We start from the raw sequence: 12,880 nt of genomic DNA on the forward strand, positions 1-12,880 counted from the left end.
TTCATCGCTTCACTTACAACAGCTGCTTCTGCCTGCGCCCGCTGTATATCATCCGCCTTGTCCAATCCCTCTACTGTGATATTGCGGTTTACCTTGGCATCGTAGGTATCGGCTCTCATGATTTCACCCAGGTCAATGCCAACTGTCTCTTTCATGGATTCAAAAAGCTTTGCCATAACTGCGGGAACATTTCCGGCAACCGGGTCAATTCCACTGCCTTCGCCTCCACCAATGATTGTGATCTTGTCAATCTGGCTCAGGGGTTCTGCAATTTTACCTGCAATTTCAGGAAGCACCTGGATCAGCATCTGTGCCATAGCCGCATTGTTATATTTCTGATAAGCCTCTGCACGTTTTTCCATGGCTTCCGCTTCTGCAAGCCCTTTTGCCCGGATTGCCTCTGCCTCTGCTTCTCCAACCCTTTGAATACCCTGGGCTTCCTGCTCCCTGGAATAACGGTCAGCTTCAGCCTTTGACTTTTGCGCTTCGGCTTCCTTTTGCACCTCGAACTTCTTTGCTTCTGCTTCTTTTTGACGTTCAAACAATTCGGCTTCTGCTTTCTGCTGGCGTTCGTATCTGTCCGCCTCCGCCTTTTTCCTGATCTGTGCATCCAGGGACTGTTCCATTACCTCTGCTTCTTTTTGTTTTAAAAGAATCACTTTTTCTTCTTTTGCAATATCTGCATCGGCTGCCGTTACACCAATTGTTTTCCTCTGCTGCTCTTTTTGAATCTCATAAGCGGCATCCGCTTCTGCACGTTTCGTATCCGCATTTTTCTGCAGCGCTGATTTCTGTATGTCAAGTTCATTATTCTTAATGGCAATTTCACGGTCTGAATTAATTTTTGCATCATTTGCCTGTTTGTCTGCTTCCGCTTTCGCAACCGCTATTTCTTTTTCAGCCTCTGCTTTTGCTATCGCAGCTTTTTTCTTGATCTGGGAAATATTATCTATACCAAGATCATCAATGACTCCATTATTATCCGTGAAATTCTGTACGTTAAAGCTTACGATGTCAAGCCCCATGGCTGCCAGATCAGGCTCTGCATTTTCTTTGACCAGATTCGCAAACTTCTGTCTGTCACCCACCATTTCCTCAAGCCTCATTCTGCCTACAATCTCACGCATATTACCTTCCAGAACTTCTCTTGCTACCTGTGCTATGTACTGGGTATTCTGATTCAGGAAGTTTTCAGCCGCCAGTCCCAGCCGCTGATTTTCGCTGCTTATTTTAACGTTTACCGCTGCATCTACCTGAATATTAATGTAGTCTGCGGTAGGAACAGAACTGGAAGTCTTCACATCGATTGGAATCAGTTTTAAGCTTAATTTATCAAGTCTCTCCAATACGGGAATCTTAATACTGGCTTTACCAATAATAATCTTTTTCCGAAGTCCGGAAATAATAAATGCGGTATCCGGCGGAGCCTTTACATATCCGGTTACCAGTATTAAAATAATTAAAATCAATACCACAGCCACCACGATGAAAATCCCAATGTTATCCATAATCATATTCATATTTTTTCTCCTTTGTCCTGTTTGTGTGAATCGTTATTAGTTTGAAATGCTCTTATTCATTGCAACTTTCCACCTCCTTTTTCATGCTTTGAGCACTTCCGGAAATTTGTGTTTGCTGCATCGGGGTATAAAAAAAGACCCCTATTGCAACAACCAATGCTACAATAAAAGTCTCGCACATTTCATTCGATACGGATGTTTTACATCGTCCTGACGATTTCGAATCACCTTTCGGTGTTGGCTACTCCCTTTTATTAAGATCAATATAGCACTGTTTCCATATATTGTCAATAATTTAACGATATCTTTTTACACTTTAAATTGTGGAGTTACCTTTTTAAAGAACGTATATATGCTTTTGTTTCTTTATCAACCTGCAGCGACTCTGTTATTTTCTGAAGTGCTTTATTATACGTCCAGTTATCCAGTTGATTTTCTTTTAAATATTCCAAAACCTGTGTGGGATACTTTATATAATATATGGACACCGCCCAGGCTACAGCCATTCTGACATAATATCCTTCATGTCTGATCTTATCAAAAAACCCAAGCGCATCTGGTAGATATGCTGCTTCTGTATAATAGTCTAAAAGCATTACAACCCCAAAACGAATCTCATATTCATTCTGGCTTTTCAGGTACTTATCCAGAAACTTCCACATCTCTGCCTTGTGCTCCCTGGTAATCTTAAGTCCCGCACAAAAACTGTCACACACGGACCAGTTATCTATTTTCACAATAAAATGATCCATTCTTGTAAATAGCTCCGAAAGCTCCATACGGGCATAGCCAATTACCATTCCCTGAAGCATAATTTCTTCATAACTTTCGTCACTGGCTGCATCCAGATAAGACCTCCAGTCCTCCTTTATGACAGCCTTTGCCATTTTTCTAAGAACTGGCAGTCGTACTCCATAAACATTTTCTACCCCCGGCATCAGCCGCATGGTAAATGTTCTGAATTTCTCTTCCGCATTCATTCGAAGCTGTTCCTTTACCCATTCATTTGTAATCATCCCTGCTCCTATATCCTCTGTAAAATTTTACTACCAGAATTCTCTATCCTATGTTATATTATTTTTAATTGTACTACACAGGAGGAATCTTGACTTATGAAGAAAAAATACCATAACCTGCTCTTTCGCGTTTCTTATTACATGGAATTATTTTTAGCAATCTTAATCACTGCCGCTATACTTATTTTAAGCATCCACTTAATTCCAGATGTGATTGAAATGGCTACAAACGCCCAATTTGATAATTTTAATAATTTTCTTTCTACCGCTTTAAGCCTGGTAGTTGGAATTGAGTTTGTGAAAATGCTTTGCAAACACACACCGGAAACGCTGATCGAAGTACTGATGTTCGCTACTGCCCGGCAAATGGTGGTGGAACATATGTCTTTGTTTGAAACTACAATCGGTATTATAGCAATCGGCATACTCTTTTTTATTAAAAAATTCCTGCTTTCGAAATTCCAGTCCGGAAAAGAGCAGCCGGGATCGGAGGAAAATTCCGTTATCGATCAATCTGATCGGTGTACCGAAAAATAGTTTATACCAATCCTAATTTATGCAATCCATACCAGATCCCATCCTGGTCAACAGCTCTTGTTACTAAATCGGCGGCCTGCTTTAGAGGCTCTATAGCATTGCCCATGGCTATACCGCATCCGGCCGCCTGTATCATTTCCATATCATTCATACTGTCGCCAAACGCAATCACGTCATCCCATTTCAGATGATAATGTTTAAGAAGCGCCTGGATTCCAACTGCTTTAGATGTGCTTTTATCCACAATGTCTGCCCCCACATTTCCAGAAAACATCGGGAATTTCAGCATTGGAAAAGCTTTTTCTAATATCTCAACCTGTTCTGTGCTACCAAACATAGCCAGCGCATGAAGAGACGCATCCAGCAGTTTTTCAGGATCGCCGAATTTACGGTCACAGCTGCCAAATACCTGTATTTCTCTCTCAATCACCCGTTCTTTATTTACAAAATATCCTATATCACCCAGATTATAACCAATGCAGATATGATGCAGCTCTGCAAAATCCAGCAGTTCCTTTACAAGGCTTTTCTCCATGAAATGTTCATAGATTTTTTTGTCTCCAATCGTTACCTTTAATCCATTTGCATGCACAATCGCATCCGGGTGTACCAGATTTGCCAGTGGAAGGCTGAATTCATTTTCCATATCCCTCCCTGAGGCAAGTACAATAATATGACCAAAGGCCCTCAGCTGATCCAGAGCCCTCATAGCAGATTCCGGTATACGGTAAGTTGCGTGATCCAAAAGTGTCATATCCATATCAAAACATATTAATTTTTTCATTTTCATACCTCCTGCATACCGCAGGTACTGCGGTACTGCTATTCCTATTCCACCATATTAACATAAAAAAATCCATTAATCCATCAAAAATCAAACCTGCTGTCTTGTTATCACAGGATTATATAAATTATAAAAATAGGGAGGATATTTTTTCTGCTTTTCTGCATACTAAATAAAAGAGATACCTATTTTTATATAATGCACAGGAGGAATCCTTATGAAAGATAATAAAACGAACAAAGAAATCATTGATGATTATGACTATCTCGGCAATTCCGCTTCATCCATGGATTGTACCGGCTTGATACCTTCTGCTCCCCAGAGCAAAGCTGAACTGGACTCATATGAAGAAGTTTATCATTTTGAACCGCCGAAAATGAAAGCCTCAGGCAAAGAAAAAGACTCCCTGGAGTAAACTCCGGAGTCTTTTTCTGATATATGCACACGAGGGTATTTGGAAATTGCTTCCTGAAATTCCAAGCAACCCAAATATTTAGTACTTCATCCGCTATCCAAATACCCTGGCAAGAGTTGATATCACGGTCTGAAGATCCGTGATCGCTTTATTTAACTTATCAAAATCAATCTTATTCATATTTTCTGATGCCTGATTGACGATCTGATCACTGTTTTCTGCCAGACGGCTTATTTGTTCTATCATGGACGGAATATCTGCATCCGCCAGTTGTCTGGATATTACATCCAAACTCCCGGAGGCTGTTTCCACTTCTGCTATCATATTATTGATTCTGGGTGCTGCTATTGCAAAGAACAGAATCACTCCGGACAGAAAAACTACAAGAATTGCTGAAATGAAACGCAAATATGCCCGCTGCCGCTTCAGGCAGTTTTTTTCTTCCTCTAACGCTGCTAATATCTCCATGTTAGTTTTTTCTTCCACGGTAAACCTCCCCAAACACTTCCTGTAAGTAATTTATGCGTGGCCGAAAAACAAAATGCCGGTATTTACGCTTTCTTTTTTCTGGTGAGAAATACACCGCTGGTCAGAGCCGTAAATGGTGCTACCGTTACCAGACCAAAACTCCCCACTATGGTATCCAGTATCTCCGATGAGACATATTTGTAATTTAATATATTGTCAATGGGTGTTCCCTGAGCCATGAATACCATCAATAAAGCGACACAGCCCCCGGAATAAGCCAGAAGAAGTGTAGTTGTCATAGTTCCCATGGCTGCTCTTCCCACTGCCATGCCAGACTGCATTGCTTCCCGCCATCCGATATCCGGCTTTTTCTGTATGACTTCATTTACAGCAGATGTGATATCTACCGCCAGATCCATAACGGCTCCTGATGATCCGATAAAGATACTTGCCATGAAGATCTGGGTAAGATTCAGATTCTCATACCCGCTGTATAATAGACTTTCTGAATTGGGCATGATGGCACCATGGATTTTAAATGCATCCGTAAAAATCAGCCCCATGATACAAGTCGTTATAATCCCCAGAAAGGAACCGCTCACTGCCGCAAACGCTTTCCGGTCAAAACCATAGACCAGTGTGATAATAATAAAAGTCAGCGACAGTACAATCACCAGACCAACCATCACCGGCTGCATTCCTTTTAAATACATCGGCACCAATAACTTCCATATCATCATGATTGTAAGTCCAAAAGATAAAACTGCCCGGATTCCGGTCCTTCCCGCAAAAAGAATCAGTAGCACAACAAAACATCCGGCAAGGATTAATTCCTTATTAAGGCGATAGTGGTCAATTAAATTTACGGAGAGAATTTCATCTCCTTTATGGCTGATTACCACAAGTGCCTTATCTCCCGGACGGAATATTTTATCTGCTTCCAGTGATCCGTTCAGCATATTAAAACCGTCGGCTTCTAACCCTTTGAATTCCCCGCCTAAAAACCTGACCGTGCATCTTTGTTCTCCCGATTTTATCAATCCGGTGCTGATTATCTTACTGTCATCAGTATTCAGGACCTCCGCCGCACAGCGCTCTGTCCCCTTATAAATGACTGCATCTTCAAATCCGGTAGGTAAAAAAAACAGTACTGCCATCAGCACCAGACAGAATATGACCGGCAGCTGATAGCAAACTGTTTCTCGGGTAAACTTCAGTTTTCGCATTTTAAATTGCAATTACTTAACGCCTGTAAGCTGTGCGAGATTTTTATAAATATCTGTGTTATCATAATACCCTTCGAATTTATCCTGTCCTGCACCCTGTGCATATACCGGTACCGGAAGGCCTGTATGTGCATAAGAGGCAAAATTAATACCTGATTTATTATTGAGAATATGTGTAATGGTTACAGATAACGGTTCATACGTTCCATATAAGATATATTCTTCCTGTGACATCCCATCCTTTTTTGCAGTTCCTGTTTCCAGGGTTCTCTTATAGGCATCCTCCAGGCGGGAATATTCATAATCTGTTAAAACTAATTTGGAATCTTCTGTTGCATCTGCATCATCTTTTGCCATTAAGCCAAAATTTGCTTTGATATCTTTCAATACCTCTTTAAAATCTGTTTTATTTTCTTTATACTTTGCAACAAAGTCAGAATCAAATTTTGCATAGGATATTTTCTGGTTTGTGAGATTCGTCAGATATGTATCATAATCCGTTCCCGCATATCCGATTGTCAAACCACCGGTTTCATGATCTCCGGTTACCAGAATAAGTGTATCATCCGGATTTTTTTTATAAAATTCAACTGCTGCTTCTACTGAATTGCTTAATGCTTCTGTATCGTTAATTGCTGATCCCGCATCATTTGCATGACATGCCCAGTCAATCTTGCCGCCTTCTACCATCATAAAGAATCCGGTGTCATTGTCCAGAACTTCGATGCCTTTTTGCACATAATCTTTTAAGGAAAGTTCATCTTTCGCTGCATCCAGGTCATAAGACATCGCATCTGCATCTGCCAGATGTTCTGCTATCACAAGTGCTTTTCCGTCTTCTGCTTTTAATTTTTTTGCTTCTTCCTGGGTTTTGATTACCTTGTATCCTGCTTCTTCTGCAATTTTATAAGCATCTTTCTGATCTTCTTTTTCTCCAGTTGGATCAAGAAGTGCCCCTCCTGCAAAGTAATCAAAATTACTGTCTGCCAGCTCTTTTGCAATATCATAATAATTGTTTCTGGAAGCCTGATGGGCATAAAATGCTGCCGGAGTAGCATGGTTTAAGTTAACCGTTGTCACAACCCCTACTTTAAAGTCTTTTTGTTTTTTTAATTTTTCGGATATTGCCTCAAACTTCTTTGTCATGGTTGTATCCATATTAATCGTTCCGCTGTATGTTTTATTTCCGGTGGAGATAGAAGTCGCTGTGGAAGCAGAATCCGGAGCAAATGAAGTACTGTCATATGTCTGCGCTGTTCCTGCCACCGGGAAATTCATAAAGGACAGTTCTTTCGACTCAATTTCCCCTTTGCTTTCCGTCGTTCCCAGGTAATCTGCAGTTGCCTGAATCTGGGGATAACTCATACCATCACCTATAAATAAGAAAATGTACTTTGGTGTCTTCGTCTTTGCATTTTCTGCTGCCTTACTGTCTGCCTTAGAATCAGATTCAGCTGCCTTAGTCTCTTTCTCTGCCTTTGTATCTTTCTCTGTCTGAGCTGTTGTTTCAGCAGCATGTCCTGCTACGGAAGGAACTGTGGTAAGTGTTGGGACTGCCAATGCCATAACTAACATCACTGCACTGATTTTCTTCAATTTCATAATCTTTTCTCCTCTTTTTGCTTGATTATTTTCTTACATGAAATACTCTATCAGCAAAGTGTAAGGACCGGTTTTCTCCCTTGTAAAGTGTTCGTAAAAATATGAAAGCCTTTGTAAAATAGATTTAACAGTAACGGTACTACAGCGAAGCACTTATCTTCTTCCTGTTCGTAAGGATATATTTGTGATAGAATAAAAATAGAATTCAAAAGGAAAGTAAAAACAGGTTTATTTCTGAAAAAATCGTAGAATGATTTTACCGAAGGAGGAACAGGAAATGTATTTTTATATGCCAACAAGGATTTATTGTGAAAAGAATTGTGTACGGAACCATGCAAAGGAACTCTCAGCTCTGGGCAATAAAGCGCTTATCGTGACCGGAAAGCGCTCAGCCAAAGAAAATGGCTCTTTGGCTGATGTTCAGGGAGCACTTACAGAGGAAGGGATCCCCTTTGTGCTGTTTGACCGCATTGAAGAAAACCCTTCTATAGAAACTGTTATGGAAGCACGTGACTTTGGAAATATGTCAGGCGCCGACTTTGTCATTGGAATCGGAGGCGGATCACCGCTGGATGCAGCGAAAGCGATTTCCCTTATGATGAAGCATAGAGCGAAAACAGAAAGCTTTTTATATGAAAAAGGTTCCGATGATGCTTATCCGGTAGTATGTGTTCCCACTACTTGCGGAACTGGCTCCGAAGCCACCCCTTATGCAATACTCACGATTCACAAAAAGCGGACAAAATCCAGTATCTCCCACCGGATTTTCCCTGCACTGGCTCTTTGTGATCCTGCCTACTTAAAGAACCTTCCCCTTGCCGTACTTGCCTCTACATCCATTGATGCATTGGGACATTTTATGGAAAGCTACATCAATAATAATGCAACTCTTTACAGCAAAATGCTTTGTATTGAAGGTATGAAGCTCTGGGCTTCTGTCAAAGATTTACTACTTGGAAAGGAAGGATCTGATGCTGATTATGAAGCGCTGCTGAATGCTTCTACGCTGGCTGGTATGGCTATTTCCCATACCGGAACTTCACTTCCCCACGGGCTCAGTTACTATCCAACCTACGAAACCGGTGTTCCCCATGGGAAAGCCGTTGGTATCTTTCTCCCAGCATACTTAAATGCCGCAGAAAATGATCAAAAAGAAATCCTGTCCCTGTTGAATTTCCGGGACACAGAAGAGTTTGCTTCTTATATCCAGCAGGTTCTGGGCACTGTCGTAATCAGTGATGAACTTAAAAGAGCTGCTGTAAAAGGCATGTTATCCAATCAGGCAAAACTGGCAAACTGCCCGTTTCCGGTAGATGAAAATGTTATGCAGGGGATGTTTCTGTCAAAATGTATTTCATCTGAATGAGATTAAAATTTTTTTGAATGTGCACCGCACCTTACGGATATCTGCCATAGCATCCCGTAAGGTGTGGCGCGCTGATAGCTGAAATTTATTTCAAACACGCATTAATGGTTTCATCCTCTTTTGTCTCTGTCCAATATTTTACTACTTCCTTATCTGCTTCGGCGGGTGATATATTAAAGTTTATCACCAGTAGTTTTTTTGTATTCTCTTCGGAAAGACCTAACTTTTTACAGATTTGGATACTGGCTTTCATGCCCTGTTCTATCCCCTCCTCAATGCCGCGTTTTCTCGCCGTAAACATCAGATGGTTATGATCCCGTATTGCTTTTTCCCTTGCCTCATATTCAAACCTTTTCCGGTCATCTGCACTAATATTCTTTAATCGCTCATATGCCGTGCTGATATATTCATTTTTCTCTGCCATGCTTTCAAAATCCTCCTTGCTTTTTCCTCCAAAAAATTTAGCCCAATGCAGTAATTCGCTGTCTTGCAGCTCTAATCTTTCAAGCTTGGGCAGTTCCAGGACATGAAATTCAAACTTATCGCTGTAAAGTGCTTTCCTTCCATCCTCCCAGATATGGAAAATGGAATAAAAATCTTTTGTATCCCGATAGATTATAAAATCCAAAATACCGATATGTATGCATTTCCCAAGACCTCCGTAGGAGTCTCCTGCATTTATTTGGTCAATATACATTTTACTCATATAAAACAGGGTCCGTTCTTCCCAGAACTCATATGGTCCCACCTGCATTTCCATATCAATTTGTTCCCCGTCTGTCAACAATACTCTCACATCCAGGATCCCAAGCTTTTCTTCTTTTGTTCCCTTTCGCAGAATCGTTGGCAAAAGGGTAGTATCTTTTACCTCCTCTGCCCTTTTTCCAAGAACAGCTGCTATAAATCCTTTTCGCACCACCGGGTCTGCCATTAGTTCCTTAAAGCAGAAATCTACGGTTGGACGCATTAGAAATGTTTCCCTTTGATCACCGTAAATGTTGTAAATCATGGAATCCTCCTGTAAAATGTTATCATTCTGCTGTGTTTCAATATGCATAAGCTCCTCCTTTTTGAAAAGAGCTGTAGACTGCAACGTACGGACAGCATGAACTTAACATTATGCCAGATAGTTTTTCTTACAACGCTTTTCAATTGTTATTTTTATTTAATGTGGAAATATCTCTGCAAGAATTGCAGGACTAAAGAATTATATTTATATATCATAACACATTTTAACCAATAATGCAACATAATTAATTGGAATAGTTAAGTTTTAATAATTATATCTCTCTTATAGATTTAGCAAGCTGAAGTAAGATTGTTGTAGATGAATAGAATAAGCATTTACATTTACATGTACAAATGCTACAAAGAACATTTTCAGAAATTACAAATTACTATGAATACGGAGTATTTTTTTACAGATACAAACAACTAACGCCCAACGGATTGAAAGCGGACACTGAGCTTCGAAATCATCAGGATTTACCAGCAAATGCCCGCGTACCGCAAAAAAGCACTTCGTGAAGGTAATAAAAGGTTATAAAGACAGTAATAAACAGCCAATTCTGTGTCATGGCATGCCTATTCATCCCCTGTCTTTATCCTTCAGCCCCTCTTTATCCGCCAACTCCTCTTTATCCACCATCCCCTCTTTATCCACCATCCCCTCTTTATCCACCATCCCCTCTTTATCCGCCAGCCCCTCTTTCCCCACACTGCCTCCGGCTTCGAAGCGTGTTTTCCGTAACGCGACCCCCATCCATATTAAATGAATTAAAAATCCTCCCAGTACAATCGCTGCCATATACACAAGGATTACAAACAGATTAGGTATCAATCCAACCAAATTTCTTATTATAATCTGGGAAAACTGTCTGTATGGATTGATATAAAACATATCGATCTGAGTTGTGAACAGCTTGGATACTGCTGTATTAATTATTTCTGCAATCCCCGCAGTGATGGCGAATATTTTTATAACACCCAGATAATCCCGGATTCTTAAACCTGGAGAAAATTTAATTCCGGTGTAAATCCCCAACGCAATCAATGCCAGGTGCCAGCAGACGGAATGCAGTGTCAGTATGTAAAGGGGATAACACATGCCGGAGGTGTCGGCAAAGGCAAAGATACCTCCCAGCAGATTGATATCCATTAAAAAGTGTATGATAGCTTTTTTGTGTTTCAAAAAAGGCAGAATCAGGCATAAATACATGGGCAGACTGCACAGCTGAAAGGGAAAGTACTGCCAGCTGTATCTTCCATCATTAACCACTGCCGTAAGCAAGATCTGTTTGATACACTCTGAAATAAAAAAACAGACTCCAAACCAGAATATGATTTTCCAGCTTTGATCCAATTTCTTCTTTCCCTGCATGTTCTCACCCCGTCTTATAGGTTATATATTCCATCCTCTAATTCTATTATTGTGTTGACGAGATTATTATACGCTATATCTGATTCTTGGTCTATTGCCTGATTTGACATTTTTATACAAAATCCAACGACATAAAAAAAGCAAAGATAAAAATCATCTTTGCCCTTAAAACGGTCTTAAATACGATCAGATCCTTTTTTTACGGAAAATCATCACAGCACCCGCTAAAAACAAAAGGCTTAATCCTGCTGTTACCCCAACCGAAGCCATAGCATCCGAAATCCGGTAATCCGCAGCCAGCATGCCGAAGTTATTTGATGCCAGGAGTAAGGGGTTATATTTCTGTAAAACCGGCAGCATATTTACCATAAATAACAGGACTACTACAGCTCCCACCCCCAAAAGGCTGGTGTAACTGTTCTTCCCCACTGTAGAAACCAGAAGGAGAAGTGACAGCAAAAATATGCCAAACAGCCACAGGCACAAAACCGCGAACCAAAGATGATGGATATCCTGCTGGTTAAATAAATACACGGTGTATCCATAGGTTGTCACAAAGCACAGAGCCAGAGATAGGGTCCAGGTGACCGCTGCAGACGTAAACTTTGCCAGAATAACAGCATTTCTGGACAGGCCTTTGGTTAATATATTAATCAGAGTCCCTTTGGACAGTTCACTGGAGAGGATACCGCTGAAAACCAATATCAGAACGATCAATCCCATAGAAGTATTATTTTTGAAAAACTGCATATAAGAATCCATTGCCGTGGGTTCCTGCATCGTAATCTGCATTCCTTCTATTGCAAAATTCTTCAATATCATCGGTGTCAGTTTGGCAGTGAGGGGACTCATCATACCAAAGATAAAAAATATAGTTAAGAGGATGAAAAAACGGTAGGTTCTTAACTGCTCCAGCCATTCTTTTTTCAGAAAAGCTACATATCCTTTCATTTTACCACCTCCATAAATAAGGTCTCCAGATTTGGCTCCTGTACCTCGTACTTCAATACCTGCATCTGCTCTCTTAAAACCAGGGATAGTATATCAAATCCGCTCTTTTCCACATCCTGTACCTGAATCGTTAAAGAGAACCGGGACCTGTCAACAGCCGTGATTCCAGCCGTGTTCAAAAGCATGCCCTGAAGCTTTTTGGCATCCTGCTCATTCATCAGTTCCAGGATCATTTCATCTCTTTTATGACCTGATTTTAACTCTTCCAGACCTCCGCAGAGCGCCAGCTTTCCGTCATGCAGAACTGCAACCCGGTCGCAGATGCGCTCTACATCCGATAAGATATGGGTGGAAAATACCACTGTCATCTGCGATTTCACCACCGATAAAATATCCAGTATTTCTTTTCGCCCAACAGGATCCAGTGCAGAAGTAGGTTCATCGCAGAGCAGCAGTCTGGGATCGTTTAGCAGTGCCTGGGCAATTCCCAGCCGCTGCTTCATCCCCCTGGAATAACCGCCGATTTTCTGCTTTACATCTTTTAGGCCTACGATTTCCAACAGTTCCCCGCTTTTATCCTGAATCTTTTTTGCCGGCATCCCGGATACTTCCCCG

The 12,880-nt window shown here is 40.9% G+C and carries 13 protein-coding genes; 3 read left to right on the top strand and 10 right to left on the bottom strand.

Annotated elements, in window-relative coordinates:
* Together ACH2DQ_RS10040 and ACH2DQ_RS10045 are read right to left on the bottom strand one after the other, a co-directional pair.
* A partial coding sequence (locus tag ACH2DQ_RS10040) for an SPFH domain-containing protein (RefSeq protein WP_395026624.1) occupies positions 1-1,520 on the bottom strand: 1,520 nt, incomplete at its 3' end.
* 329 nt (positions 1,521-1,849) lie between these two features.
* Positions 1,850-2,536: a DNA alkylation repair protein gene (locus tag ACH2DQ_RS10045; RefSeq protein ID WP_394911596.1), complete on the bottom strand. Its 687-nt coding sequence runs from the start codon at positions 2,534-2,536 to the stop codon at positions 1,850-1,852.
* A 96-nt stretch (positions 2,537-2,632) separates the two neighbouring features.
* Here ACH2DQ_RS10045 and ACH2DQ_RS10050 point away from each other — a divergent pair, with 96 nt between their 5' ends.
* Positions 2,633-3,073 (top strand): transporter, encoded by a 441-nt coding sequence (locus tag ACH2DQ_RS10050; RefSeq protein WP_394911597.1) that lies wholly within the window; start codon positions 2,633-2,635, stop codon positions 3,071-3,073.
* 1 nt (position 3,074) lies between these two features.
* On the opposite strand, the gene ACH2DQ_RS10055 is transcribed toward ACH2DQ_RS10050, so the two are convergent.
* Positions 3,075-3,857 carry a Cof-type HAD-IIB family hydrolase gene (locus ACH2DQ_RS10055; protein WP_394911598.1) on the bottom strand — a complete coding sequence of 261 codons (783 nt, stop codon included), beginning with the start codon at positions 3,855-3,857 and terminating at the stop codon, positions 3,075-3,077.
* 217 nt (positions 3,858-4,074) lie between these two features.
* On the opposite strand from ACH2DQ_RS10055, the gene ACH2DQ_RS10060 reads away from it, so the two are divergent.
* Positions 4,075-4,272 (top strand): hypothetical protein, encoded by a 198-nt coding sequence (locus tag ACH2DQ_RS10060; RefSeq protein WP_394911599.1) that lies wholly within the window; start codon positions 4,075-4,077, stop codon positions 4,270-4,272.
* 93 nt (positions 4,273-4,365) lie between these two features.
* Here the strand turns inward: ACH2DQ_RS10060 and ACH2DQ_RS10065 are convergent, their stop codons facing one another.
* The 3 genes from ACH2DQ_RS10065 to ACH2DQ_RS10075 form a co-directional block, all read right to left on the bottom strand.
* Positions 4,366-4,758 (bottom strand): hypothetical protein, encoded by a 393-nt coding sequence (locus tag ACH2DQ_RS10065; protein ID WP_394911600.1) that lies wholly within the window; start codon positions 4,756-4,758, stop codon positions 4,366-4,368.
* Between the two features lie 65 nt (positions 4,759-4,823).
* Positions 4,824-5,978 carry a YibE/F family protein gene (locus ACH2DQ_RS10070; RefSeq protein WP_394911601.1) on the bottom strand — a complete coding sequence of 385 codons (1,155 nt, stop codon included), beginning with the start codon at positions 5,976-5,978 and terminating at the stop codon, positions 4,824-4,826.
* Positions 5,979-7,568: an alkaline phosphatase gene (locus ACH2DQ_RS10075; RefSeq protein WP_394911602.1), complete on the bottom strand. Its 1,590-nt coding sequence runs from the start codon at positions 7,566-7,568 to the stop codon at positions 5,979-5,981.
* A 277-nt stretch (positions 7,569-7,845) separates the two neighbouring features.
* Here ACH2DQ_RS10075 and ACH2DQ_RS10080 point away from each other — a divergent pair, with 277 nt between their 5' ends.
* Positions 7,846-8,934: an iron-containing alcohol dehydrogenase family protein gene (locus tag ACH2DQ_RS10080; RefSeq protein ID WP_394911603.1), complete on the top strand. Its 1,089-nt coding sequence runs from the start codon at positions 7,846-7,848 to the stop codon at positions 8,932-8,934.
* Between the two features lie 85 nt (positions 8,935-9,019).
* On the opposite strand, the gene ACH2DQ_RS10085 is transcribed toward ACH2DQ_RS10080, so the two are convergent.
* The 4 genes from ACH2DQ_RS10085 to ACH2DQ_RS10100 form a co-directional block, all read right to left on the bottom strand.
* Positions 9,020-9,991: an Rpn family recombination-promoting nuclease/putative transposase gene (locus tag ACH2DQ_RS10085; RefSeq protein WP_394911604.1), complete on the bottom strand. Its 972-nt coding sequence runs from the start codon at positions 9,989-9,991 to the stop codon at positions 9,020-9,022.
* Positions 9,992-10,522: 531 nt separating this feature from the next.
* A complete protein-coding gene (locus ACH2DQ_RS10090; RefSeq protein WP_394911605.1) occupies positions 10,523-11,314 on the bottom strand; it encodes a hypothetical protein in 792 nt (263 codons plus the stop codon).
* 186 nt (positions 11,315-11,500) lie between these two features.
* Positions 11,501-12,265: an ABC transporter permease gene (locus tag ACH2DQ_RS10095; RefSeq protein ID WP_394911606.1), complete on the bottom strand. Its 765-nt coding sequence runs from the start codon at positions 12,263-12,265 to the stop codon at positions 11,501-11,503.
* Positions 12,262-12,880 (bottom strand): DUF4162 domain-containing protein (locus tag ACH2DQ_RS10100; RefSeq protein WP_395026631.1); only part of this gene is annotated, 619 nt, incomplete at its 5' end. The genes ACH2DQ_RS10095 and ACH2DQ_RS10100, both read right to left, overlap by 4 nt.

This window comes from Robinsoniella sp. (assembly GCF_034124845.1).